We start from the raw sequence: 23,791 nt of genomic DNA, 5'->3' as shown, positions 1-23,791 counted from the left end.
TTGCAGTCCAACGTTTAACTTCCTCTTCCATAACCATGCTCACGTGATGTCCTTTCAGTATTATCACCTGAGCAGGAATTCACTGGGTCATTACAGGAGTCCATCCCATTGCTGCTGGCCGGCTGCCGCCTATTCCGAGGGCCCCTTCTCCCATAGAAGGAAATAGCGATTGACACAACAACCGGAAGCTTCCGCTAGAGCCCGATTATCCAGATCTGGGAAACGAGACTGAAGTTCCATTACCAGCTGATGCTGCCCCGCCATTTCGCTTGGGATGATAACTCCTTTGCCGTTCGATCCGTGTATCCAAAAGAACATATCATCCGCTGCAGGTCCCGCATCAGTCGTTTCGACTTCGATCTTGGAGACGTCATTCCAAGCTAGTTCTTCAATTTTCTTAGCGCGCAGCTGAGGGCCAAATGTACGACGAATTCCCCAAGAAGAAAGCTCTAATTTGTTGAGATATGGGCGCCATCCAAGCTGCTGCATTAGGAAAATCAAAGCACAAAGTCCAAAAAATGCAACAGGCCACCATGAAACTTCACCTTTCAGAGCACCGGAAACTCCCACTAAGGTGAACGCTAGTGCCCCAAATAAATGCGACAAGTTTGAATTGATTAATTTTCGAAACATAGACTTCAAGCTGAGATGAGGAATCGATGTCCGGTTTTGGCCGGTTACAGTCGAGTGGAAGCACTAGAGCTGCTGTGCTCCTGCCGATAGACCTCGTGCCCAATTCTTCGAGCCATTTCCAATTCGAGACCATACACTCCCATTAAAAGAGCTAGGCATTCATGCTTTTTAAAACCATCTGCCAGTGCCCTGCGATATACATCTTCCGCAGAAGCGCCCTGCAGTTTTATAGCCTGGTATGGTGCGGGGTCTTGGTTCATTTCTTTCTAAAATCTATCAAGCGCTTACACGGTCTCCGGCCGCTTCTGGCTGCGTTGCCGTCGTTCCGTCATTCACGAGAAAGCGGGAATCCATATTTCGCTGGCATACGTCTGACCTATGGATTCCGGCCTGCGCCGGAATGACGGCAAAGGGGCAGAGTCTGCCTCGTACCTGATACGCGGGGCAGATCAAGTCCCACTCAGTACAAAATCGCTACATCATCCCTGCAGGTAGTTGTTTTTCACGCGCACGTAGTGTTCGGCGGAGTATTTGAGGTAGGCGATTTCCTCCGCCGTCAGCGCCCGCACCTTGGCGGCCGGGCGGCCGACGTACAGGTGGCCGCTTTCCAGCACCTTGCCCGGCGACACCAGGCTGCCGGCGCCGACCATGACCTGGCCCTGCACCACCACGTCATCCATGATGATGGCGCCCATGCCGATCAGCACTTCGTTGCCGATGGTGCAGCCATGCAGCATGGCCTGGTGGCCGATGGTCACATAGTCGCCGATGATCAGCGGCGAGCCATCCGGCTTGGCCGCGTTCTTGTGCGACACGTGGCCCATGGCAAAGTCCTGCACATTGGTGCAGTTGCCGATGACGATGCGGTTGACGTCGCCGCGCAGCACGGTGTTGCACCAGATAGAGCAGTCCTTGCCGACGGTGACGTCGCCAATCACGGTGGCCGACGGGTGCATGTACAAGCCCTCGCCCAGTTGCGGCGAGGTGTTCAGGTAAGAAGAAACAGGCATGAGATTTTCAGGATTGAGCTTGGTAAGTGCCATCGCCATGCGGCGCGGCCTGGAATTCGGGCAGCGCTTCGGCCAGGCGCGAGTATGCGGCCAGTGCCGGGTAGTTGGCGGCTGGCGCGATTTCCGGCAGCATCTGCTGGATGAAGTGCCAGGTGACGGCGATCATGACGCCGGCCGGCGGGATGGTGTCGCTGGTGGCGGGCAGCGAGTCTTGTCGCTGCTCGTTTTCGAGCAGATCCAGCGCGGCGCGCATTTGCTGGGTGACGCGCTCCAGCCACGGCTGGTGCAATTTCTCGGCCGGACGCACATTGTGCTCGTAGACGATCTGCACCGCCTTGTCGCAGGCAGCCAGCGCCAAGCCCAGCAGACGCAGGGAGCGCATCAGCTCGGTCGGCATGGTGGGCGTGCGGCGCGCCGAGGGACGCGCGATCGATTCCGCGTATTGCAGGATCAGGGTGGAGTCCATCAGCACGTTGCCGTCCTCGTCCACCAGAGTCGGCGCCTTGACCACCGGATTGATCTGACGGAACTGATCGTAAGTGCTGAACACCGACAGCGACTGGTGTTCAAAGCGTATCCCCAGCAATTGCAGGGACACCGCCACCCGGCGGACGTAAGGCGAATCGAGCATGCCGATCAGTTTCATGTTGACTCCATTGAGATTATTGCTTCAGCCAGCCCTCCGCGCTCCACTTGAACACCGCAGGCGACAACGGCGTCTGCGATTTGGCAGCGGCCGACTTGGCCAGCGCAGCCAGGGCATCGATCGCGGTCGCAGAGGACTCTGAAATGTAGAGTATAACGTCCGGCGACGGCACCGCGATCAACAATGTGCCGCCTTGCGCCGCCGCCAGGCCGGCCCAGTCCGACACCAGCGCGACACGGCCGCTTTCGTAGTAGCCGCCCTTCAAGGTGCCGATCTGCCCGCTGCCGACAGGCTTGGCCTTGCTGCTCAGCGGTTCCAGCGACGCTTGCAGGTTCTTCGCGGCCAGGGCGAACAGCTGGTCGTCCGACAGGGACAGGCGGGCCGCATCCTTGACGTTGAGCGGGCGCGCGGTGCTGGGCGTGTCGAGCATCGCCACCGAGACCAGGCCCTCGGTCAGCGGACGAATTTCCAGCGCAGGCGCTTCGCTGCCCAGCGCCGCCTGCGCATTCTTCAGATAGGCGCTGCCGCGGATGGCCAGCAGCACGGCTTTGGTGTCCACCGGCGTGTTACGTTCCTTGAGGAAGGCCGCGACTTTTTTGCTGAACGCGCCCATCGCGCCATCGCAATCCTTGGCGTTGTTGCGGCAGAAGGCGTAGACGCGGTCGAGATTGACTTGCAGATCGTCGATCTGCAGGCTCAGTGGTCCCTTCACCTTGAGTGGCACCTCGGCGCCCAGTTCGGCCCGCAATGCGGTGGCGCCAAATTCGGTGAAGCCGGCTTCGTCGGACGGTGCGGCGGTTGCGTGTGCGGCAATGGCCGCGCTGGCGGCAAGCATGCAGAGGAGTCGGTTCATGTGTGATCGAGCGCCCACAGGGCGGCGCTTTGGGCGTGGATGGCGGTGGTGTCGAACAGCGGCACGCTGGCGTCCCGCTGCGCCACCAGCAGCGAGATTTCAGTACAGCCGAGGATGATGGCTTGCGCGCCCTGCGCCACCAGTGCGGCAATGATGCGGCGGTATTCGGCGCGCGAGCTGTCGACGATCTGCCCGAGGCATAGTTCTTCGTAGATGATGCGGTGGACGATGTCGCGGTCGGCCGGCTCCGGCACCACCACGTCGAGGCCGTGCTGTTCGCGCAGGCGTTCCTTGTAGAACGCCTGCTCCATGGTGAAGCGCGTGCCGAGCAGGCCGATCTTGCGCAGCCCCGCCTGTTTGATGGCGCGCGCGGTCGGGTCGGCAATGTGGAACAGCGGGATGCGCACCGCCGCCTCGATCGCCGGCGCCACCTTGTGCATGGTGTTGGTGCACAACACGATGAAGTCGGCGCCGGCCGCCTGCAAGGCGCGCGCGGCGTCGGCCATCATGGCGCCGGCCGCATCCCAGTCGCCGGCATGCTGCAGGCGCTCGACTTCATGGAAGTCCACGCTGTACAGCACCAGCCTGGCCGAATGCAGGCCGCCCAGTTGCTGCTTGATGGTTTCGTTGATCTGCCGGTAGTAGGGCACGGTGGATTCCCAACTCATGCCGCCAATGAGTCCTATGGTTTTCATCGTGCGTAGCTGACTGTGAGGATTTCCCACTGGTGGCCATCCGGCTCATTCCAGTAGACGATGCTGCCGTCGTTCCATTTGCCGACCGCGTTGTCGACCGGCCCGAACACGGAGCTGCGATAAGGGATGCCTTTGGCGGCGATGCGCGCCAGGATGGCATCGAACTCCGGCTGGCTGACGCGGAAGCAGTAATGCGTCAGTGGAATCGGCTCGGGCCAGGTGTCAAAATCGATGGTCAGGCTGTCGCTGACGAACACCGGAGCGAACGGGCCTATGCCGGTGGGCGACCAGCGCACGTCCAGCAATTCCGCCAGCAGTTGGGCGGCGGCGACCTTGTCGCGCGCGGGGATAATCAGGTGATCCAGTTCAATGGCCATGTGCACCTCCTGCGGTCATTGTAGATCAGCCTAGCGGCAAACGGCACGCGCGTCGGGCCGGCAGTTGGACGCCTGCAGTTCGCGCGGACGGTAGGTCGGCGCCAGCAGTTTGTATTGCTGCTTGCGGCGGAACTCGGCATCGCGCTCCTGCCACGTCACGCCGGCCGGCAGCACCGGCGACGGCGGCCCGTTCGGCTTGAGCTCCTTGACCGGCGCCTCGCCGGCCTCGAACTTGTTGTCGCTGTAGTGCACCACACCCTTGTCATCGACCCATTTGTAGACCTGGGCCTGCGCCAGCAGCGGCAAGGTGCACAGCATGATGGTGGTGAGTAGTTTCGGCATGAGGCCGATTCTACAAAGTTTTTCCGCGTGGAAATCTATTGAAATGTCACTAAGATTGCATTAATACCGTGGCGCCGCGCGCGACGGCTCGCACCACCTGCATCACATCCCAGTTGGTCAGACGCACGCAGCCATGCGACTGGGTCTTGCCGATCTTGCCCGGCTCCGGCGTGCCATGGATGCCGTAGTGCTCGATGGAGAGGTCGATCCACGCCAGCCCGACCGGATTGTTGGGGCCGGCGGCGATGCGGGCCTTGCTGTCGCCGGCCTTGGCATCCCAGAACAATTTCGGGTTGTAGCGGTATTCCGGATTGGTGGCGACGCCGCGCACCTGCCAGCGTCCTTCCGGCAGCGGATCGTGCTTGCTGCCGGTGCTGGCCGGGAATTGCGCGAATGGCGTGCCGCCGGTATCGAGCAGGGTCAGCGTGCCCTCTTTCGCGTCGACCAGCACCGAGGCCGCCTTCGGCAGCGGCTTGATGATGGCCACGTTCGGCACCAGCAATGGCTCGCCGGCGCGCTTCAGGGGGCGGCCCGGATTCAGGCGGCGGATCAGCTCCGGACTGCAATGGAAACGCTCACCCAGCGCTTCGAGCAGGCTGGCGTAGCCAAGCGCCGCCAGTTTGGCCTTGCCCGCCATGTCGGCCGGCACCTGGGCATAGGGCCCGGCGAGATCCTGCGCGGTCAGCGTGTAGACCGCCAGCACCGGCGCATCGTCGCGCTCCAGCTCCTTCCAGGTGGCGGCATCGACATTGCCCGTCACCGGCAGTTGGCGCAGCTTCTGGAAGCCGCGGATCGCCTGCCGCATATTGCCGCCATACGCCGCATCCATCTCGCCGGGGGAAAAGTGCGCGCGATCGAGCAGAACCTGGGCGCGCAGGACATTCGGGCCGCTCGCGCGGGCCGTCACAGGCTGGGCCCGCTGCGCCGCGCTCAGCGTGTTGGCCGCCGACAGCACCGGCTCGACGGCATCGACACGCGCCGCCGCCAGCGCACAAGCAAAGAACAAAACTCTCAAGCCAGACTCGTACGAAAAATTGGGAGCTTATTCTAGCCTACCGGCTGCCTGCCGGCTGCTTCGATAGCCAGCGATGGCATTCAGGCGGTGATTTGCTGGCCGACTTCCCAGCTGTGGCCGGCCGGGTCGGTAAAGTTTATCGTGCGCAGGCCCCAAGGGCGGTCCAGCGGGCCGTTGATGGCGATGCCGCGCTGCTTGAGGCGTTCGTACACGGCCTGCACGTCGGACACCCAGATGCTGAGCTGGAAGCGCGCGCCCGCTTCACGCGCGGCGACGGCGCCGGGCGCCACGATCTCGGGCGCGTGGGCGATCTGCAGCAGGTTGACCAGCACGTTCTCGAACTTCACCACCGTGCAGTTGGCATCTTCATATTCCACCGGCACGCCGAACACGTCCAGGTAAAACGCCCGGGCTGCCGGCAGATCCTCAACAAACAAGCTGATGGCGCTGATGTGTTGCATGGTTTAATCCTTGCGGTAGCGTTGCATGACGTAGCCGAGACGGCCGCGGTTCTTGTCCAGCCAGGTCCAGAGCGCCTCGCTTTCCCGCGGGTGCGCGCGATAGAAATTGTCGTTGAAGGCCAGCCACAGGCGGATGTTGAGCAGCGGCTGCGGCAACTGCACCACGGTGCCCTTGTACTTCTCCAGCGTCTGCTTCAGGTGGGCCGGCGTGACCGCCGCCACCACCACGCCGGCGACCCGGCCCAGCTTGAGCTTTTCGATGTTGCGTTCCAGGTCGCGGCCGCCCTCGTCCAGCGTCAGGCCGGCTTCGCGCAGACGCGCGGCGTAGCTGTTGCCTTGTGAGATGCCGAGTGTCTTGTCCTTGAAATATTGCATGGGATCGGTGTTGGCGGGCAGCTTGTCGCTGGCGCGCACCAGCACCAGCACCTTGTTGTGCAGCGCGCGTTCGAGGTCGATGTTGCCGTGCTTGTCGCGCGGCAGCGCGATCTCGGCCGGATAGAAACTGAGTTCGCCCAGCGGCGCCAGGTCGATGTCGCCGTTGGCCAGCGCCAGCTTGAGGCGCGCCACCGGCAGCCGCACCCAGATCGGCGCGCAGCCGAAACCGGCGCCCAGCACGGCGTCGCGGATCAGGTCGACCGCCGCGCCGGGCGGATCGGGCACCTTGTCGCCCTCGCCGAGCCAGTACGGCGGGCGGTTCTGGTCCATATAGCCCACGCGGATGGGGATGCATTGCGTGACAGGCGCCGCGGCAAGCGGCGCGGCAGCGACGGCCAACATCAGCGTAATGCCAGCGCGCAGCGTCATGTCAGGTCTCAGTGTTGGGGCGTTTCCGCCGGCTTGGGCGCCAGCGGGGCCAGGGCGGCAGCCTGCCCCTTGCCGACGATTTGCACGAAAATCTCGTTTTGCTTGATCATGCTGAGCTCATAGCGAGCCCGTTCCTCGACCGCGCCGGTGCCGTCCTTGAGGTCGCGCACTTCGGAATCGAGCTTGGCGTTGCGGGCGATCAGTTCCGCATTCTTCTTGTGCGCCACGTCCACCTGCGCCTCGAAGTCCTTCACGCGCAGCCAGCCGCCCTTCCCCAGCCACAGCGGGTATTGGATTAGCAGCAGCAGGAAGGCCAGGGCCAAAGTAATCAAACGCATAGAAAAATGGCAGCGCCAGGGCGAGCCCGGCCGAGTATTGCACAATTGCCGCCATTATATAACGACACTGCCTGCGTAACGCGGCTGTGTGTGCTTGCCGGAATCCAGCCTTGGTTTGCATTTTGTCATGCGGGCGGTGGCGATAAGAATGCAGACTGGCCCCATGCCCAATACCGCGCCGTCCGCCCGTTACGATTTGCCGTGGAAAGCCGTGCTGTCGCATGCTTTGCGCGCATTTCTGGACTTTTACTTTCCCGACTTCGGCGCGCGCATCGACTGGCGGCAACGGCCGCGCTTCCGCGACAAGGAATTCGCCCGTTCCGGCTTGGGCGGCGTGCCGAATGTCATGCTGGCCGACATGGTGGCTGAAGTTTCTATGCGCGATGGGCAACGAGGACTGGTCCACATTGAAGTCCAGGCACAGCGCGACGCCGCACTGCCAAAGCGCATGCATGACTATCACTCCCGCATCAGCGAGGCTTATAGTTTGCCGGTAGCCAGCCTGGCGCTGTTGGCCGACGCGCATCCGCGCTGGCGCCCGGACAGCTTCCACCAGCAGTTTGAGAATACGACGTCCGCGTTTTCCTTCGGTACCGCCAAGTTGCTCGACTACGCGGTTGACACCAGTGCGCTTGAGGCTTCGGATAATCCGGTCGCCTGGCTCACGCTGGCGCACCGGCGCTCGCAGCTTGCGCATCATGATCCAAACAAACTCTACAGCGCCAAGCTGCATTTGACCGCGCTCCTGTTCCGCCACCGCTGGCACAAAAAGCGCATACTTGTTTTATTCGACGCGATCAACTGGATGATGACCTTGCCCGAGCCGTACGAACGACGTTATTGGCAAGCCATCCGCCAGATGGGAAGGGAACACAATATGAAATTACTCAATCCTTTGGAGCAAATGTTTTTCAACGATGGTATCAAGAAGGGCTTGGAGCAAGGACTGGAACGGGGCTTGGAACGGGGCCTGGAACAAGGACTGGAGCAGGGACGCAGGGAGGGTGCGGTGGCATTGTTGGAACGGCTGCTCACAAAACGCTTCGGGCCACTGCCGCAAGCTGCCCGCAACAAGCTGGCCAAGGCCAGCCTGGCGCAGCTGGAGACCTGGAGCGACGCGCTGGCGGAGGCGCAATCGCTGAAGCAAGTCTTCAAATAAAAAAGGCCGGATCGCTCCGGCCTGTTCACGACATTACTTCAGGTTGTAGAACGCGTCGCGGCCTGGGTAGGAAGCGATGTCGCCCAGATCTTCCTCGATGCGCAGCAGCTGGTTGTACTTGGCCATGCGGTCCGAACGCGACATCGAGCCGGTCTTGATCTGCAGGGCGTTGGTGCCAACCGCGATGTCTGCGATGGTCGAGTCTTCGGTTTCGCCCGAACGGTGCGAGATCACGGCGGTGTAACCGGCGCGCTTGGCCATTTCGATGGCGGCGAAGGTTTCGGTCAGGGTGCCGATCTGGTTGATCTTGATCAGGATCGAGTTGGCGATGCCTTTCTGGATGCCTTCCTTCAGGATCTTGGTGTTGGTGACGTACAGGTCGTCGCCCACCAGCTGGACTTTCTTGCCCAGTTCCTTGGTCAGGATGGCCCAGCCTTCCCAGTCGCCTTCATGCATCGCGTCTTCGATCGAGATGATCGGGTACTTGTCGCACCAGGTGGCCAGCAGGTTGGTGAACTCGGTCGAGGTCAGCGACAGGCCTTCGCCTTCCAGCTCGTACTTGCCCTCCTTGTAGAACTCGGAGGCGGCGCAGTCCAGGCCGATGGCGATCTGGGTGCCTGGCTCGTAGCCGGCCTGCTCGATCGCTTCGATGATCAGCTTGATCGCTTCTTCGTGATTGGCCAGCGAAGGAGCGAAGCCGCCCTCATCGCCCACGGCGGTGTTCAGGCCGCGCTTGTGCAGGATTTTTTTCAGGGTGTGGAACACTTCCGCGCCGTAGCGGATGGCTTCCTTGAACGATGGCGCGCCGACTGGAATGATCATGAATTCCTGGATGTCCAGGTTGTTGTCGGCGTGGGCGCCGCCGTTGATCACGTTCATCATCGGCACTGGCAGCTGCATGGCGCCCGAACCGCCGAAGTAGCGGTACAGCGGCAGGCCTGCTTCCTCGGCGGCGGCCTTGGCCACCGCCATCGACACCGCCAGCATGGCGTTGGCGCCCAGGCGCGATTTGTTTTCGGTGCCGTCCAGGTCGATCAGAGTGCGGTCCAGGAAAGCCTGCTCATTGGCGTCCAGGCCCATGATGGCTTCCGAGATTTCGGTGTTGATGTTTTCGCAGGCTTTCAGCACGCCCTTGCCGAAGTAGCGCTTCGGATCGCCGTCGCGCAGTTCAATCGCTTCGCGCGAACCGGTCGAGGCGCCCGACGGTACGGCGGCGCGGCCCATCACGCCCGATTCCAGCAGCACGTCGCATTCGACGGTTGGATTGCCGCGCGAGTCGATTACTTCACGGCCGATAATATCAACAATAGCACTCATGTCATTCTCCAAAGTTAGGCGATACGAAGTCGCGCCGCGTCTTTACGCGCGTTGCGAACAAGGATAACGGGAATTGTACCCGGTTAAGACAATATTGCTAAATCTTACACGCGGGACTGTCGCTTTAGCTCCCGTCATTCCCGCGCAGGCGGGAATGACGGTTTTAGTTGAAGCTGTTCTCCAGGAAGCCAGCTTTTTTGGTGATGCGGTCCAGCTCGATCAGAACGGACAGCAAGTCCTTCATGCGGCCCAGCGGCACGGCGTTGGGGCCGTCCGACAGTGCCTCTGCGGGATTAGGATGGGTTTCCATGAACAGGCCGTCGACGCCCACCGCCACTGCCGCGCGCGACAGCACCGGCACCATCTCGCGCATGCCGCCCGACGAGGTGCCATTGCCGCCTGGCAGCTGCACCGAGTGGGTGGCATCAAACACGACCGGCGCGCCGGTTTCGCGCATGATGGCCAGCGAGCGCATGTCCGACACCAGGTTGTTGTAACCGAACGAGGCGCCGCGTTCGCAGGCCATGAAGTTGTCCTCTGGCAGACCGGCCTCCTTGGCGGCGGCGCGGGCCTTGTCGATCACGTTCTTCATGTCGTGCGGGGCCAGGAACTGGCCCTTCTTGATGTTGACCGGCAGGCCGGACTGCGCGCAGGCGACGATGAAGTCGGTCTGGCGGCACAGGAAGGCCGGGGTTTGCAGCACATCGACGACTTTCGAAGCGACTTCGATGTCTTCAATGGTGTGCACATCGGTCAGCACCGGCACCTGCAGCTCGCGCTTGACGGCGGCCAGGATCTCCAGGCCCTGCTCGCGGCCTGGACCGCGATAGGACTTGCCCGACGAACGGTTGGCCTTGTCGAACGAGGCCTTGAAGATGAACGGGATGCCCAGCTCGGTGGTCATCTCTTTGAGCGCGCCGGCGGTGTCGAAGGCCATCTGGCGCGATTCGACGACACAATTACCGGAAATCAGAAAGAATGGTTGGTCCAGGCCGACGTCGAATCCGCACAGTTTCATGCCGCCTCTCCTTGCAGTTCAGTGGCGCCGCTTGCAGCCTTGTGGGCCAGCGCCGCCTTGATGTAAGACGTGAACAGCGGGTGGCCGTCACGCGGGGTGGATTTGAATTCAGGGTGATACTGCACGCCCATGTACCAAGGGTGCGAATTCTCGCCGCTGCGTGGCAGCTCCATGATTTCGCACAGGTCTTCGGTCGGGGTGCGCGCCGCCACCACCAGGCCGGCCGCTTCCACGCGCGGCAGGTAGTGGTTGTTGGCTTCGTAACGGTGACGGTGACGCTCGGTCACCACCGCGCCGTAGATTTCCGACGCCAGCGTGCCCGGCTTGATGGCGCAGGTTTGCGCGCCCAGGCGCATGGTGCCGCCCAGGTCGGAGTTCTCGTCGCGTTTTTCAACCTTGCCGTCCTGCCCCTGCCATTCGTCGATCAGGGCCACCACCGGCTGCGGCGTGCCGAGGTCGAACTCGGTCGAGTTGGCTTCGGTCAGGCCGGCCTTGTGGCGCGCGTATTCGATCAGCGCCACTTGCATGCCCAGGCAGATGCCGAGGTAAGGAATCTTGTTCTCACGGGCGAAGCGGGCGGCCATGATCTTGCCTTCCACGCCGCGCTTGCCGAAGCCGCCCGGCACCAGGATGGCGTCGTACTTGGCCAGCGAGGCGCAGCCCGTGGTTTCGATTTCTTCCGAGTCGATGTACTCGATGTTGACCTTGGACTCGGTGTGGATGCCGGCGTGGCGCAGCGCTTCGGTCAGCGACTTGTACGACTCGGTCAGTTCCACGTACTTGCCGACCATGCCGATCGACACTTCCTGCTTCGGATGCTCTTGCGCGTAGATCAGCTTGGTCCAGACCGACAGGTCGGCCGGCGCCGGGTTCAGGTCCAGCGCTTCGCAGATGATGGTGTCCAGGCCCTGGTCGTGCAGCATTTGCGGCACTTTGTAGATGGTGTCCACGTCCCACACGGAAATCACGGCCTGCTCTTCGATGTTGGAGAACAGCGAGATCTTGGCGCGCTCGTCGTCCGGAATGCGGCGGTCGGCGCGGCACAGCAGCGCGTTGGGCGAGATGCCGATTTCGCGCAGCTTCTGCACCGAGTGCTGGGTCGGCTTGGTCTTCAGTTCGCCGGCGGAGGCGATGTACGGCACCAGGGTCAGGTGCACGAAGGCCGAATTCTTGCGGCCGGCGCGCAGGCTCAGCTGACGGGCCGCTTCCAGGAACGGCAGCGACTCGATGTCGCCCACGGTGCCGCCGATTTCGCACAGGGCCACGTCGTAGCCTTCGGCGCCGCGACGGATGTAGTCCTGGATCTCGTTGGTGATGTGCGGGATCACCTGCACGGTCTTGCCCAGGTACTCGCCGCGGCGCTCCTTGCGGATCACCGAGTCGTAGATCTGGCCGGTGGTGAAGTTATTCACCTTCTTCATGCGGGTGGTGATGAAGCGCTCGTAGTGCCCCAGGTCCAGGTCGGTCTCGGCGCCGTCGTCGGTGACGAACACTTCGCCGTGTTGCATTGGGGACATGGTGCCCGGATCGACGTTGATGTACGGATCCAGCTTGAGCATGGTGACTTTGAGGCCGCGCGATTCAAGGATCGCAGCGAGGGAAGCAGCGGCGATCCCTTTACCAAGGGAAGACACGACGCCGCCAGTGACGAAGACAAATTTGGTCATTGCGGAAGGTGCCGAACGGCACATGCGGGAAATTGAAATTATATCCTAAAACGGCCGATTCTTCACCTGCCATGTGCATCACCGTACAGACTCGGCTTGCCTAAAATATCACAATAACAACTCATTAATGAAAAGGAGATTCGTCATGAGCTACGAAGATCGTGATCAATATGGCATGTATGTGGACAACGGCCACAAGGGCCCCGGACCGGAGCTGATGGGCGCCGACACCCTGATCGGCGACCACGTGCACAACCTGAAAAACGAGCACCTGGGCGAGATCAAGGAGATCATGCTCGACATGCGCACCGGCAAGATCGCCTACGCGGTGATGGCCTCCGGCGGCGTGCTGACCATCGGTGAAAAACTGTTTGCCGTGCCCTGGGAAGCCCTGACGCTGGACACCGTCAACAAGCGCTTCACCCTGAACATCGACAAGGAGCGCATCGAGGCCGCGCCGGGCTTCGACAAGGACGACTGGCCGGACATGGCCAACCAGACCTGGGCCAGCCAGGTGCACGACTACTACGGCACCAGCGCCAACCGGGACGCCCGCCTCTAACAGAAATCGCGGCTGACGGTCGGCAGCCTGCCCAGCAGGTGGGACATGTCGACCAGCCGCTTGGCCACCAGGTGACGCACCATGCCCTCCTGTTGCCACACGCCATACACCCCCAGCAGCGGCGCGCTCAGCACCTCGCGCCGCTGCTGCGCCAACAGCGCCGGCCAGATGATGACGTTGACGCTGCCGGTTTCATCCTCCAGGGTCATGAAGATCACGCCCTTGGCGGTGCCGGGGCGCTGGCGCACCGTCACCATGCCGCAGGCGCGCGCCACCATGTTGCTGGTGTAGGTGTTGAGCACCTCGGCCGGCATGAAGCGGTGCTTGAGCAGCGCCGGCCGCAGCAGCGCCACCGGATGGCGGCGCAGCGTCAGGCCGTGCGAGCGGTAGTCGCCCAGGATGTCCTCGCCTTCGCTGGGGGCGGCCAGTTGCGGCGTTTCCTCGTCCGGCACGGTCGGGCGCAGCAGATCCTTGTCCGGCACCGCGCCGACCGCCTGCCACAGCGCCTGGCGGCGATGGCCGGACAGGCTGCGCAGCGCGTCGCCGCCGGCCAGCACGTGCAGCGCATGGCGATCGAGGTCGGCGCGGCGCGCCAGGTCGGCCACGCTGGCGAACGGCCCGGCGGCACGGGCTTGCTCGATGCGCCGCGCCACCTCTTCGCTCATTCCTTTCAGCATATTCAGGCCCAGCCGCACCGCCGGCTGGCCGCGCTTGCCGGCCGGCTCCTCCATCGAGGTCTCCCAGCCGCTGATGGCGACATCGATCTCGCGCACCACCACGTCGTGGCGCCGGGCGTCCTGCACCAGCTGCGACGGGCTATAGAAGCCCATCGGCTGGCTGTTCAGCAGAGCGGTTAAAAACGCCGCCGGCTCGTGGCATTTGATCCAGGAACTGGCATAGCTGAGCAGCGCGAAACTGGCCGAATGCGACTCCGGGAAACCGTACTCGCCAAAGCCCTGGATTTGCTTGCAGATGGCTTCGGCGAAGTCATCGGTATAACCGCGCTCGCGCATGCCGTCCTTGATCTGTTGTTCGTATTTGTCGACGCCGCCCTTGCGTTTCCAGGCGGCCATGGCGCGGCGCAGCTGATCGGCCTGGCCTTCGGTGAAGCCGGCGGCGATCTGGGCGATCTGCATCACCTGTTCCTGGAAAATGGGCACGCCCAGCGTCCGGCCCAGCGCCTCCTCCAGTTTGTGCGGATACTCAACCAGTTTCGGATTCATGCGCCGCTGCAAATACGGGTGCACCATGCCGCCCTGTATCGGCCCGGGCCGCACGATGGCGACCTCGATCACCAGATCGTAAAAGGTTTTGGGCCGCAGGCGTGGCAGCATGCTCATCTGCGCCCGCGATTCGATCTGGAACACGCCGATGGTGTCGGCTTCGCAAATCATGTCGTAGGTGGCGCGGTCTTCACGCGGGATGTCTTGCATGCCGAATGGCTGGCCGCGCTGCGCGGTCAGCAAATCGAGGGCGCGCCGCAAGGCGGACAGCATGCCCAGCGCCAGCACGTCCACCTTCATCAGGCCAAGCTCCTCAAGGTCGTCCTTGTCCCACTGGATGACGTAGCGGTCTTCCATGGTCGCCTTTTCGACCGGCACCAGCCGCGTCAGCTTCTCGTGCGAGATCACGAAACCGCCGGGATGCTGCGACAGATGGCGCGGGAAGCCCAGCAGCGCCAACGTCAGCGCCGCCCATTGCTGCGCCAGTTGCGATGCCGGATCAAGACCGCATTCCGCCAGCCGCGCCACCAGATCATGACGGCTGTCGAACCAGCGCTGCGACTTGCACACCTTCTCCACGATGGCCAGGTCCACACCCAACGCCTTGCCGCTGTCGCGCAGCGCGCTCTTGGGCCGATAGCTGATCACCACGGCAGCCAGTGCTGCGCGGTCGTGGCCGTATTTCTGATAAATGTACTGGATCACCTCTTCACGCCGCTGGTGCTCGAAGTCGACGTCGATGTCGGGCGGTTCGTTGCGTTCGCGCGAAATAAACCGGCCGGTCAGCATCTTGCTCTCGTCCGGATTCACTTCCGTCACGCCAAGGCAATAGCAGACCACCGAATTGGCAGCCGATCCCCGTCCCTGGCACAGGATGCCCTGCGAACGGGCGTAGCGCACGATGTCGTACACGGTCAGGAAGTACGGCTCGTATTTCAGATCCGCGATCAGCTCAAGTTCCTTCTCGATCTGATCGCGCACCTTATCGGGCAAGCCTTGCGGCCAGCGCCGCAAGGTGCCGGCATACACCTCCTGCCGCAGATAGCTGGCGGGCGTATGGCCGTGCGGGATGAGTTCGTGCGGATATTCGTAGCGCAGCTGCTGCAAATTGAATTCGCACATCCGGGCGATGCGCACGGTTTCATCCAGCGCCGCGCGCGGATACAGGTTGGCCAGCTGCATGCGCGGCCGCAGATGCTGCTCGGCGTTCTGCGCCAGCGCGTAGCCGCACTCCCCCACCGGCTTACCGATGCGGATGGCGGTCATGGTGTCCTGCATCGGCTTGCGTGAACGCACGTGCATGACCACATGACCGACCGCCACCACCGGCATCTGATGCTGCGCCGCCACCTCGGCTATGCTGAGCCGGTGCGCCTCGTCAAAGGCGCGCAGCAGCAGGTTCAGGCCCATCCACGCGCGGCCGGGGAAGGTGGCCTCCATCCACGCCGCCTGCGCGTGCAGCTGGTCGACATCCTCGGGCCGGTGCGCCGGATAGTTGGGCAGCAGGATCAGCAGGCAGTCGGGCAAGCCCTTCAGATGCGCGAATTTGGGCGGTGGCGCGGCCAGGTCGGCCGGCATCAGCAGGTAACTGCCCTTTTCCACGCGGTTGCGGGCGATCGTGATCAATTCGCAAAGATTGCCGTAACCATTCTTGTTCTTTGCCAGCGCGACGAACGACAGGCCGGGCGTGCCATCGGGGTTGGTGAGCCGGAAATAGCTGCCGATAATCAGAGGAAAATCGGCCGTCCTGGCCTCGGCGTGAGCACGTACTACGCCGGCGAGCGAGCATTCATCTGTGATCGCCAGCGCCGCATAATCCAGCTGAACGGCGCGCGCCACCAGCTCCTCCGCGCGCGAAGCGCCTTGCAAGAAGGAAAAATTCGATAAACAGAACAGCTCGGCATATTCCGGCAGTCCGATAGAGGGCGATGGCGTGCTCATATGAATACTGTGTTTTTATACAGTATTCTACTTTATAAATCAGGCCCTCAATGTGCGACGATGCGAAATTCGATTGCCTTCACCACAGGACGCATGTGATTCTTACGCCGCTTTAACTCCACAATCCCATAGTTAGACAGAGTCTTCAGAGCCCGCGATAAATACCAAGGCTTTTGACCAGTGGTTTTAGCCAATGCGGAAATCGAGGATGGCTTAGTCTCTACAATAACGTGCAGCAGTTCCCGGTTTTCGTCACTCAGCACTTCCGCTAACGACTTCATCGAGGCAAACCATATTTTGGGTTCGCCAGGTGCCGGCTTGTAAGTCCCACCGATAATCGCCCGTACACGCTGACGTATGCGCTCAGGAGACATCACACCAATCATGATCGGTTTCATTGCTGTGATACCTCCCGCATTATTCGATCAACATCCGCAAAAAAGTCATCCGTTAATTTCTGCGCGCTGATGAATGCATATGGCACCCCATGATCTGCAACATGGCGATGCTTGTGATCGAAAGCCCTAAAGTGTCCTGCATGCTTGAACTTTTTAGGCAGTTTGACTGCATGGGCATTGTCATAGCCGAGGAGACGCTTTCCATATGGATCGTGAAGCGTCAACGAATAGCGTATGCCGTGCGGCACGGCCTCAGAAATCGCTACCAATCTGGCTTCAATTTTAATCTCGTATCCATTTTCCTGCTCGAGAATCACACCATTGAAGTCCAACAAAACATCGAGAGCCGGGTCGCTGCTCATGCTCGTGCCATCTCATCTGCTTGATCAACAGATGGTGGCAAATTTCAGCTAACAAGCTTTGATCCATGACAGGTGACATGAGCTTATTTGCGCTGGGTGGCGATGAGGTCATTGATGGCTTGCACGATCACTTCGGGGGAGGCGGTTTGCATCTGGTGGTCGGAGTCGACGATGATGGTTTTGGCTTGCGGATACATGGCGCGGACGAAGCTGATGGTTTGCGGATCGCTGTTCACCACGCCAAAGTCGACCGGCACGGCGGTCGTGCCCTTCGGCTGGTTGACCAGCCGGATCATCGGTTTGTTGTCGATGTCGCCCTGGGCCAGCACTTGCTCGCCGGTTTCGTGGATGCTGCCGATTTCCTTGCGCACGGTGCTGGAGAAGAACAGCCATGCGCCGGCGCGCGTCAGCAGCGGGAAGTCTTCCTGCTTTTTGATCACGCGCGGATACACGGCATCCACCAGCACGATGCCCGCCACCTCGTCCGGATGGCGCTTGGCAAACAGTTGCATGTACAAACCGCCGAGCGAATGGCCGACCAAGATGTACGGCGGTTTCATGCCCTCGTGCTGGAGGTTGCGGCGCAGTTCTTCGACGATAGTCAGGCCGTCGCGCGGCGCGGCGGTGTCGTCGCTGTTGCCGTAGCCGGGACGGTTGTAGGCATAAACGGAGGCCTGCGGCGCGATGCCGTCGATCACTTTGTCCCACTTGTCGACCGTGGCGCGCGAGCCATTCTCGAATACCACCGTAACCGGGGCGGACGGTTTCTTTAGCGCCACACACTCCACCTTGCGGCCATCGATCAGCGTGGTGACGGCCAGCGCCGCCATGGCGGGTGCGGCAGCCATCAGGCCCAGAACGAAAACAGCGTTACGCATTATCATGTTCCTCTTTTTGTTTGATGTGCAGGCATTCTTGCATTTGCTGCAACGCGCGGCTGCGGGGATGCGATGAAACGCGGATTCGGGGGATCAGAATGCAAGAAACCAGCGTGCAGGAACTGTTGTGCTTTGGCATGGAACCGGGCGGCGGCAATTCGGCCCTGGTGGTGCGGCACGACCACGGCAGCGCCGAGCAGCGCCAGCGGTTCGCCAGGGAGCGCCGCAAGCCGGCTTGCGTATTCATCGACCACGCCGATGGCGGCATCGTGCTGGATTACTTCTATCCGCACATGCGCAGCCCGCTGTGCCTGCACGCCACGCTGGCGGCCGCGCGTGTGCTGCTGTCGCCCCAGCGGCCGGAACTGCTGGTCCACACCGCCATGCGCAAGCAGCCATTGACGCTAATCCTGCAAGACGGCGAAGTCTTCATCCAGCTATCGCCGCAAACGGTGCCAGAAGTGACGATTGCGCCCGAGCTGCCGGCCCGCTTGCTGGCGGCGCCCAGCATCCGGCTGGCCTCGCCACCGGTGATCGCCTCGGTCGGCAGCCCCAAGCTGCTGCTGGAAGTGGTCGACCGCGCCACCCTGCACGCCCTCAAGCCCGATCTGCACGCCATTGCCGACTGGGGCCAACAACACGCCGTCAGCGGCTGCTACGTCTGGTGCCGCCGCCCGGACGGCGCGCTGGAGGGCCGCAACCTCAACCACCTGACAGCGGCCGCCGAAGATGGCGCCACCGGCGTGGCGGCCGGCGCCCTGACAGCCCACTTGAAAACTGGCATCACGCTGTACCAGGGCGCCAACCTTGGCATGCCCTGCATGCTGCGCACGGAGTTGCGCGATGAAAACATTTTAATTGGTGGCCGGACCGAGCTGCGTAGCACTACGTAAGGGAAACCCAGTGGTGGCGCGTGCATACAACACAAAATAATGTTTGCATGTCGAATTGCTACAAAAACACCTGTCGATATGACCAATTTGCATAAAATCAAATTTTTCATGGGAGACGACACGTGTTCGCAACTACCACCTTACGTAAAGCCGTCTTGCTCAGCCTGTACGGCGCCTCTACCCTGGCCCTGACGGCTGAAACCTACGCACAAAGCACCGACAACGCCATGCAATCGGTCAGCATCGTCGGTTCGCGCCGCGCCACCAGCTCGGCCACCGACACCACGGTGCCGGTCGACGTGATTCCGCTGACCAAGACCGCCGAGAGCGGCGGCCAGTTCGACCTGGCCCAGACCCTGACCTATATTTCCCCTTCGTTCAACTCGACCCGCCAGACCGGCTCCGACGGCGCCGACCTGGTCGACTCCGCCGCCCTGCGCGGCCTCGGCTCGGACCAGACCCTGGTGCTGGTGAACGGCAAGCGCCGCCACACCACCGCGCTGGTCAACCTGTTCGGCGCGCGCAACCGCGGCAACACCGGCACCGACATGAACGCCATCCCGATGCTGGCCATCAAGGACGTGCAAGTGCTGCGCGACGGCGCCGCCGCCCAGTACGGCTCAGACGCGATCGCCGGCGTGATGGACATCGGTCTGAAGAAATCCAAGGGCTGCGAAGCGGTGGCCGGCTTTAGCGAGTACAGCAAGCGCGACGGCAAGAACTACCTGGCCTCGGCCTACTGCGGCTTTGAGATCGGCAACAACGGCGTGCTCGGCATCACCGGCGAATACCTCGACCGCGGCCGCTCCAACCGCGCCGAGGAAGGCAATCCACGCACCATCGGCGACAGCAAGACCAAGAACCAGACGATCTACCTGAACGGCGAACTGCCGACCACCGGCAGCGGCCGCCTGTACTTCACGGCCGGCGCGCAAAGCCGCGACGCCTCCTCGGGCGCGTGGGCGCGCGGCGGCATCGGCAGCGACGACATCCCGTCGCGCAACTCGGCCGCCATGTACCCGAATGGCTTCGTGCCGTTCATCAACGCGCAGATCGACGACCAGTACGCCATCCTCGGCCACCGCAACCAGCTGGGCGAGTGGAATATGGACCTGTCGCAGACCTACGGCAAGAACAAGATGATCTACGACATCAGCAACACGCTGAACGCGTCGATCGCCAACAAGGATCTGCTGGCCGGCGGCAAGGGCATCAGCCCGACCAGCTTCAACGCCGGCGGCTTCCAGTTCGAACAGCTGACCACCAACCTCGACTTCAACCGCTACTTCGACGGCCTGGTCGGGCGCGGCTTGAACGTCGCCTTCGGCGGCGAATACCGCCACGAGAACTACAAGATCTACGCCGGCGAGCCGGGCTCCTACATCGACGCCGACGGCGTCGGCACCGGCGGCAACGCCGGCAGCCAGGGCTTCCCCGGCTTCCAGCCGGCCGACCAGGTGGACGCCAACCGCCACAGCGTGGCGGCCTACCTCGACCTCGAGGCGGACCTGACCGACACCGTCAAGGCGCAAGGCGCGGTGCGCCACGAGAAATACAGCGACTTCGGCTCGACCACCACCGGCAAGCTGGCCGGCAGCTGGCGCGTGGCGCCGGCGGTGCTGCTGCGCGGTTCGGCCTCGACCGGCTTCCGCGCGCCGTCGCTGCAGCAGATGTACTTCTCCTCGACCTTCACCGACTTCATCGGCGGCGTGCCGACCGACGTGGTGCTGGCGCCGAACAACAGCGCGGTCACCAACCTGGCCGGCATTCCCAAGCTGAAGGAAGAGAAGTCGACCAGCTTCACGCTGGGCTCGACCTGGACCCCGACCCAGGCCGTGTCGGTCACCGCCGACCTGTACCAGATCAAGATCAAGGACCGCATCGTGCTGTCGGGCCGTTTCGACGAGAGCAACTATCCTGACCTGGCAGCCAAGCTGGCCACGCTGGGCGTGGGCCAGGCGCAATTCTTCGTCAACTCGGTCGACACCAAGACCAAGGGCCTGGACCTGACCGCCTCGCACAAGGCCAGCTTCGGCGCCGACAAGCTGACCACCTTCCTGGCCATGAACGTCAGCAAGACCGAGGTGACCGGCATCCACGCGCCGGCCTCGCTGCGCGGCTATGAGGACGTGCTGCTGTCGGAGAAGGAACGCCTGTACATCGAGCAAGGCGCGCCGCGCTCGAAGGCGACGCTGGGCTTCAACTACGTGCACAACCTGTGGGAAAGCGACCTGAAGATCATCCACTTCGGCCCGCAAACCCTGGGCACCTACACCGGCACCGCCGGCGGGGTGGAGAACCAGCACTACAAGTCGAAAACCTCGGCCGACCTGGCGTTCACCTACACCATCAACAAGAACATGAAGTTCTCGTTTGGCGGCAACAACATCTTCAACGTCCATCCAAGCACGCAGAACCCGGACGAGACCGACAACGGCTTCAAGTACGAGTCGGTGCAGTTCGGCCTGAACGGCGCGTCCTACTTCGGCCGTCTGTACGTGAAGTTCTGATGTAAATCAAGGGTGACGTCCGGCCGCGCTGGACGTCACCACGTGCGCTGGCTAATATCAAGGCATGGAAGCCAGAGTCGTCAAACTTGAGGAATTCGCCGCCGAGACGCGTGAGCGCCTGGCCAACATCGAGGCGCGCCTGGAGCAAACCGCCACCAAGGCCGATCTCGCCGCCTTGGAGATCCAGATGCACAAGGGTTTCGCCGACATGATCAAGTGGGTGGTCGGCACCGCGATTGTCCTCGGCGGCACCTTTCTGACGGTGATCACTTTCGTGCTCAACAATGCCGTGCCCAAGTCCCCGCCGCCCGCCGCCCAGCCGCCTGTGGTGATCTACACCCAGCAGCCGCCCTCCAGGTAACGTTTGCTTACATCTCGCTAACCCAACCCAACGCCCGGCCGTTCTACACTTGCCTCGGATTAGTTTTAGGCAATGGAGTGTTCGATGCACCGCGCATTCACCCTGATGTTGTTCCTTACCTTGCTGCAAGGCGCGCTGGCCTGGGCGGCGCTGGGCAGCGCCCCGTCCAACTTTGGCACCGCCACCACCCAGGCGCGGCAGGCGGCGCGCAGCCTGGCCGCCGCCAATGCCAACGCCGGCGAACCGGTGTACACCGTCACCCAGTCCACGCTCGACAGCGGCACCGTGGTGCGCGAGTACAGCGACGCCAGCGGCGTGGTGTTCGCCGTCAGCTGGAAAGGCCCCAGCCTGCCCGATCTGCGCACCCTGCTGGGCGACAAGTTCAGCGTCATGACCAGCAATGCCGCCAAGCGTCCCAAGGCCGGCCATTCGCAGCTGGCGGTCGACCAGTCCGACGTGGTGATCGTCTCCAACGGCCACATGCGCGCCTACGCCGGCCAGGCGTGGCTGCCCAGCGCCCTGCCGGCCGGCTTCGACACCGGCACCATGGAATAAGGGAGCCACATGAAATATTCGTCACTGGCGGGCGTCCTGCTCTGCCTGACCATGGCCGCGTGCGGCGGCGGTGGCGGTTCGTCCGACGCCGCCAGCACCGGCAGCACCGCGGCGGCGGCCCAGCCGACGCCGGTGATCAGCATCGCCGCCACCCCGACCGCCACCACCAGCGGCCAGGTCATCCGCCTGACGTGGAGCGTGGCCAACCCGCCATCGAGCGGCTGCACCGCCTCCGGCGCCTGGAGCGGCGCGGTGGCCAGCAGCGGAACGCAAAACGTCACGGTCGGCGCGGCCGGCACGGCCAGCTACACGCTCACCTGCGGCAGCGCCAGCAGCACCGCCGTGGTGACCGTCAGCACGCCGCCGCCCACGCCCTCCGTCAGCCTGACGCTGGCGCCGGCCAACATCAGCACCGCGCAAACGACGGTGCTGAGCTGGTCCTCGGCCAACGCCGCCAGCTGCACCGCCAGCGGCGCGTGGAGCGGCGCCAAGGCCACCGCCGGCTCGGTGACGATCTCGCCCACCGAGGCCGGCAGCTTCACCTACAGCATGACGTGCAGTGGCGACGGCGGCACGGCCAGCGGCAGCGCGGCGCTCAGCGTCACCGCCGCCCTCAGCAACAGCACCGCCATCGTGGTCGACAACGGCCCGAGCGGCGCCAGCGGCGTCATCAACGTGCCTTACGTCAGCGTCACCGTGTGCCGCCCAGGCACCAGCATTTGCCAGACCATCGACCACGTGCAGCTCGACACCGGCTCCTACGGCCTGCGTCTGCTGGCCGGCCAGCTCGACAGCGCGCTGGCGCTGCCGGCCGTGGCCACGCCGTCCGGCGACGACGCCGGCGAATGCGGCAAGTTCATCAGCGGCTACACCTGGGGCGCGGTGCGGCAGGCCGACGTCAGGATCGCGGACGAGGTGGCGGCCGGCATTTCGATCCAGGTGATCGGCGACAGCGGCGCCAGCTACACCAGCACGCCGTCCACCTGCAGCAGCGCCGGCGCCAACATCGGCAGCCTGTCGGCCCTGGGCGCCAAGGGCATACTTGGCGTCGGCATGTTCAGGCAGGATTGCGGCGCCGCCTGCGTGAACACGGCGGTCAGCGGCATCTACTACGCCTGCGCCAACGGCGGTTGCGCGCCCAGCACCATGCCGCTGTCGCGGCAGATCAGCAACCCGGTGGCCTCCTTCGCCAGCAACAACAACGGCTTGCTGATCACCATGCCGGCGGTCGGCACGGCCGGCCTGACCTCGGTCAACGGCACGCTGGTGTTCGGCGTCAACACGCAAAGCAACAACACCATCGGCGGCGAGACCATCTACAAGGCCAACGGCAACGGCGACTTCACCACCACCTATAAAGGCAAGGCCTACAGCGCCAGCTTCATCGACAGCGGCTCCAACGGCTATTTCTTCACCGACAGCAGCATCCGTCAATGCTCGGGCGGCGACTTCTACTGCCCGGCCTCGACCCTGTCCCTGAGCGCCACCAACACCGCCGCCGACGGCAGCGCCAGCGGCACCATCAACTTCAACGTGGTGAACCTGGTCAGCCTGCCATCGACCATCACGGCGGCGCAGGTGGGCGGCACGGTCGGCAGCAGCAGTACCGCCGGCAATTACTTTGACTGGGGCATGCCCTTCTTCTACGGCCGGCGCGTGTTCGTGGTGATGGAAGACGCATCCGTGGCCGGCAAGACCGGGCCGTACTGGGCATATTGATTGCGTGATGTCATGGTGCTGTCACGATAACTGGCTAAAGTCGCAACCTTGAAT

Annotated in this window: 25 protein-coding genes; 7 read left to right on the top strand and 18 right to left on the bottom strand. The window is 62.9% G+C overall.

The features are described 5' to 3' along the window. Positions 1-129: 129 nt before the first annotated feature. The 11 genes from FHW83_RS06675 to ftsB form a co-directional block, all read right to left on the bottom strand. Entirely contained in the window at positions 130-633 is a 504-nt protein-coding gene (locus tag FHW83_RS06675; protein ID WP_176645550.1) for a hypothetical protein, read from the bottom strand. A 479-nt stretch (positions 634-1,112) separates the two neighbouring features. Continuing rightward, positions 1,113-1,643, bottom strand: a complete 531-nt coding sequence (locus FHW83_RS06670; protein WP_176645549.1) for a gamma carbonic anhydrase family protein — start codon at positions 1,641-1,643, stop codon at positions 1,113-1,115. Positions 1,644-1,650: 7 nt separating this feature from the next. Beyond that, a complete protein-coding gene (locus FHW83_RS06665) occupies positions 1,651-2,289 on the bottom strand; it encodes a glutathione S-transferase (protein WP_176645548.1) in 639 nt (212 codons plus the stop codon). Positions 2,290-2,305: 16 nt separating this feature from the next. After that, positions 2,306-3,142 carry a hypothetical protein gene (locus FHW83_RS06660; RefSeq protein WP_176645547.1) on the bottom strand — a complete coding sequence of 279 codons (837 nt, stop codon included), beginning with the start codon at positions 3,140-3,142 and terminating at the stop codon, positions 2,306-2,308. Continuing rightward, entirely contained in the window at positions 3,139-3,837 is a 699-nt protein-coding gene (locus tag FHW83_RS06655) for an aspartate/glutamate racemase family protein (RefSeq protein ID WP_176645546.1), read from the bottom strand. The genes FHW83_RS06660 and FHW83_RS06655 overlap by 4 nt, the downstream gene beginning before the upstream one ends. Beyond that, positions 3,834-4,214: a VOC family protein gene (locus tag FHW83_RS06650; RefSeq protein ID WP_176645545.1), complete on the bottom strand. Its 381-nt coding sequence runs from the start codon at positions 4,212-4,214 to the stop codon at positions 3,834-3,836. The genes FHW83_RS06655 and FHW83_RS06650 overlap by 4 nt, the downstream gene beginning before the upstream one ends. Before the next feature lie 30 nt (positions 4,215-4,244). Beyond that, complete coding sequence (locus tag FHW83_RS06645) at positions 4,245-4,556, bottom strand: DUF4124 domain-containing protein (protein ID WP_176645544.1); 312 nt, start codon at positions 4,554-4,556, stop codon at positions 4,245-4,247. A 49-nt stretch (positions 4,557-4,605) separates the two neighbouring features. Further along, entirely contained in the window at positions 4,606-5,571 is a 966-nt protein-coding gene (locus FHW83_RS06640) for a L,D-transpeptidase family protein (protein ID WP_373997169.1), read from the bottom strand. A gap of 80 nt (positions 5,572-5,651) precedes the next feature. After that, entirely contained in the window at positions 5,652-6,032 is a 381-nt protein-coding gene (locus tag FHW83_RS06635) for a VOC family protein (RefSeq protein ID WP_176645543.1), read from the bottom strand. A 3-nt stretch (positions 6,033-6,035) separates the two neighbouring features. Next, positions 6,036-6,836, bottom strand: a complete 801-nt coding sequence (locus FHW83_RS06630) for a hypothetical protein (RefSeq protein ID WP_229224044.1) — start codon at positions 6,834-6,836, stop codon at positions 6,036-6,038. Positions 6,837-6,844: 8 nt separating this feature from the next. Continuing rightward, the gene (gene ftsB, locus FHW83_RS06625) at positions 6,845-7,174 is read right to left on the bottom strand and encodes a cell division protein FtsB (protein ID WP_176645542.1); all 330 of its coding nucleotides are present in this window, start codon (positions 7,172-7,174) and stop codon (positions 6,845-6,847) included. A gap of 163 nt (positions 7,175-7,337) precedes the next feature. Between ftsB and FHW83_RS06620 the strand changes: the two genes are divergently transcribed. Further along, positions 7,338-8,333: a DUF4351 domain-containing protein gene (locus FHW83_RS06620; protein ID WP_176645541.1), complete on the top strand. Its 996-nt coding sequence runs from the start codon at positions 7,338-7,340 to the stop codon at positions 8,331-8,333. A gap of 33 nt (positions 8,334-8,366) precedes the next feature. Here the strand turns inward: FHW83_RS06620 and eno are convergent, their stop codons facing one another. From eno to FHW83_RS06605, 3 genes are all read right to left on the bottom strand, one after another. After that, entirely contained in the window at positions 8,367-9,650 is a 1,284-nt protein-coding gene (eno, locus tag FHW83_RS06615; protein ID WP_176645540.1) for a phosphopyruvate hydratase, read from the bottom strand. A 163-nt stretch (positions 9,651-9,813) separates the two neighbouring features. Further along, on the bottom strand, positions 9,814-10,668 hold the full coding sequence (kdsA, locus tag FHW83_RS06610) for a 3-deoxy-8-phosphooctulonate synthase (RefSeq protein WP_176645539.1): 855 nt from the start codon (positions 10,666-10,668) through the stop codon (positions 9,814-9,816). After that, complete coding sequence (locus FHW83_RS06605) at positions 10,665-12,335, bottom strand: CTP synthase (RefSeq protein ID WP_176645538.1); 1,671 nt, start codon at positions 12,333-12,335, stop codon at positions 10,665-10,667. The genes kdsA and FHW83_RS06605 overlap by 4 nt, the downstream gene beginning before the upstream one ends. 145 nt (positions 12,336-12,480) lie before the next feature. Between FHW83_RS06605 and FHW83_RS06600 the strand changes: the two genes are divergently transcribed. Next, entirely contained in the window at positions 12,481-12,897 is a 417-nt protein-coding gene (locus FHW83_RS06600; protein ID WP_176645537.1) for a PRC-barrel domain-containing protein, read from the top strand. Here the strand turns inward: FHW83_RS06600 and FHW83_RS06595 are convergent. From FHW83_RS06595 to FHW83_RS06580, 4 genes are all read right to left on the bottom strand, one after another. Further along, positions 12,894-16,061: an error-prone DNA polymerase gene (locus FHW83_RS06595; RefSeq protein WP_176645536.1), complete on the bottom strand. Its 3,168-nt coding sequence runs from the start codon at positions 16,059-16,061 to the stop codon at positions 12,894-12,896. The two genes, FHW83_RS06600 and FHW83_RS06595, sit on opposite strands and share 4 nt — an antisense overlap. A gap of 47 nt (positions 16,062-16,108) precedes the next feature. After that, a complete protein-coding gene (locus tag FHW83_RS06590) occupies positions 16,109-16,459 on the bottom strand; it encodes a transcriptional regulator (RefSeq protein ID WP_176645535.1) in 351 nt (116 codons plus the stop codon). Beyond that, positions 16,456-16,821, bottom strand: coding sequence for a DUF6516 family protein (locus FHW83_RS06585; RefSeq protein WP_176645534.1), 366 nt, complete (start codon positions 16,819-16,821; stop codon positions 16,456-16,458). Before FHW83_RS06585 ends, FHW83_RS06590 begins: the two co-directional genes overlap by 4 nt. Positions 16,822-16,904: 83 nt before the next feature. Further along, positions 16,905-17,699, bottom strand: a complete 795-nt coding sequence (locus FHW83_RS06580) for an alpha/beta fold hydrolase (RefSeq protein WP_229224043.1) — start codon at positions 17,697-17,699, stop codon at positions 16,905-16,907. Positions 17,700-17,797: 98 nt separating this feature from the next. Here FHW83_RS06580 and FHW83_RS06575 point away from each other — a divergent pair, with 98 nt between their 5' ends. The 5 genes from FHW83_RS06575 to FHW83_RS06555 all read left to right on the top strand — a co-directional run bounded on the left by FHW83_RS06575 (position 17,798) and on the right by FHW83_RS06555 (position 23,737). Continuing rightward, positions 17,798-18,592 carry a PhzF family phenazine biosynthesis protein gene (locus tag FHW83_RS06575; protein WP_176645532.1) on the top strand — a complete coding sequence of 265 codons (795 nt, stop codon included), beginning with the start codon at positions 17,798-17,800 and terminating at the stop codon, positions 18,590-18,592. Positions 18,593-18,714: 122 nt separating this feature from the next. Further along, positions 18,715-21,102, top strand: coding sequence for a TonB-dependent receptor (locus FHW83_RS06570; RefSeq protein WP_176645531.1), 2,388 nt, complete (start codon positions 18,715-18,717; stop codon positions 21,100-21,102). Positions 21,103-21,166: 64 nt separating this feature from the next. Then, positions 21,167-21,463 (top strand): hypothetical protein, encoded by a 297-nt coding sequence (locus FHW83_RS06565; RefSeq protein ID WP_176645530.1) that lies wholly within the window; start codon positions 21,167-21,169, stop codon positions 21,461-21,463. Positions 21,464-21,547: 84 nt separating this feature from the next. Continuing rightward, entirely contained in the window at positions 21,548-22,018 is a 471-nt protein-coding gene (locus FHW83_RS06560; RefSeq protein ID WP_176645529.1) for a DUF2844 domain-containing protein, read from the top strand. 9 nt (positions 22,019-22,027) lie between these two features. Then, positions 22,028-23,737 carry a DUF3443 domain-containing protein gene (locus FHW83_RS06555; protein WP_176645528.1) on the top strand — a complete coding sequence of 570 codons (1,710 nt, stop codon included), beginning with the start codon at positions 22,028-22,030 and terminating at the stop codon, positions 23,735-23,737. Positions 23,738-23,791: the final 54 nt, after the last annotated feature.

Source organism: Duganella sp. SG902 (genome assembly GCF_013376005.1).
Taxonomy (GTDB): Bacteria; Pseudomonadota; Gammaproteobacteria; order Burkholderiales; family Burkholderiaceae_D; genus Rugamonas.
The sequence above is the reverse complement of the archived record's forward strand: the minus strand, read 5'-3'. Positions and strand labels throughout refer to the sequence as shown.

Bases quoted from the DNA above. Each gene is read 5' to 3' on its own strand.
- FHW83_RS06675 (WP_176645550.1), bottom strand. From the start codon at position 633: ATGTTTCGAAAATTAATCAATTCAAACTTGTCGCATTTATTTGGGGCA.
- FHW83_RS06670 (WP_176645549.1), bottom strand. From the start codon at position 1,643: ATGCCTGTTTCTTCTTACCTGAACACCTCGCCGCAACTGGGCGAGGGC.
- FHW83_RS06665 (WP_176645548.1), bottom strand. From the start codon at position 2,289: ATGAAACTGATCGGCATGCTCGATTCGCCTTACGTCCGCCGGGTGGCG.
- FHW83_RS06660 (WP_176645547.1), bottom strand. From the start codon at position 3,142: ATGAACCGACTCCTCTGCATGCTTGCCGCCAGCGCGGCCATTGCCGCA.
- FHW83_RS06655 (WP_176645546.1), bottom strand. From the start codon at position 3,837: ATGAAAACCATAGGACTCATTGGCGGCATGAGTTGGGAATCCACCGTG.
- FHW83_RS06650 (WP_176645545.1), bottom strand. From the start codon at position 4,214: ATGGCCATTGAACTGGATCACCTGATTATCCCCGCGCGCGACAAGGTC.
- FHW83_RS06645 (WP_176645544.1), bottom strand. From the start codon at position 4,556: ATGCCGAAACTACTCACCACCATCATGCTGTGCACCTTGCCGCTGCTG.
- FHW83_RS06635 (WP_176645543.1), bottom strand. From the start codon at position 6,032: ATGCAACACATCAGCGCCATCAGCTTGTTTGTTGAGGATCTGCCGGCA.
- FHW83_RS06630 (WP_229224044.1), bottom strand. From the start codon at position 6,836: ATGACGCTGCGCGCTGGCATTACGCTGATGTTGGCCGTCGCTGCCGCG.
- ftsB (WP_176645542.1), bottom strand. From the start codon at position 7,174: ATGCGTTTGATTACTTTGGCCCTGGCCTTCCTGCTGCTGCTAATCCAA.
- FHW83_RS06620 (WP_176645541.1), top strand. From the start codon at position 7,338: ATGCCCAATACCGCGCCGTCCGCCCGTTACGATTTGCCGTGGAAAGCC.
- eno (WP_176645540.1), bottom strand. From the start codon at position 9,650: ATGAGTGCTATTGTTGATATTATCGGCCGTGAAGTAATCGACTCGCGC.
- kdsA (WP_176645539.1), bottom strand. From the start codon at position 10,668: ATGAAACTGTGCGGATTCGACGTCGGCCTGGACCAACCATTCTTTCTG.
- FHW83_RS06605 (WP_176645538.1), bottom strand. From the start codon at position 12,335: ATGACCAAATTTGTCTTCGTCACTGGCGGCGTCGTGTCTTCCCTTGGT.
- FHW83_RS06600 (WP_176645537.1), top strand. From the start codon at position 12,481: ATGAGCTACGAAGATCGTGATCAATATGGCATGTATGTGGACAACGGC.
- FHW83_RS06595 (WP_176645536.1), bottom strand. From the start codon at position 16,061: ATGAGCACGCCATCGCCCTCTATCGGACTGCCGGAATATGCCGAGCTG.
- FHW83_RS06590 (WP_176645535.1), bottom strand. From the start codon at position 16,459: ATGAAACCGATCATGATTGGTGTGATGTCTCCTGAGCGCATACGTCAG.
- FHW83_RS06585 (WP_176645534.1), bottom strand. From the start codon at position 16,821: ATGAGCAGCGACCCGGCTCTCGATGTTTTGTTGGACTTCAATGGTGTG.
- FHW83_RS06580 (WP_229224043.1), bottom strand. From the start codon at position 17,699: ATGCGTAACGCTGTTTTCGTTCTGGGCCTGATGGCTGCCGCACCCGCC.
- FHW83_RS06575 (WP_176645532.1), top strand. From the start codon at position 17,798: ATGCAAGAAACCAGCGTGCAGGAACTGTTGTGCTTTGGCATGGAACCG.
- FHW83_RS06565 (WP_176645530.1), top strand. From the start codon at position 21,167: ATGGAAGCCAGAGTCGTCAAACTTGAGGAATTCGCCGCCGAGACGCGT.
- FHW83_RS06560 (WP_176645529.1), top strand. From the start codon at position 21,548: ATGCACCGCGCATTCACCCTGATGTTGTTCCTTACCTTGCTGCAAGGC.
- FHW83_RS06555 (WP_176645528.1), top strand. From the start codon at position 22,028: ATGAAATATTCGTCACTGGCGGGCGTCCTGCTCTGCCTGACCATGGCC.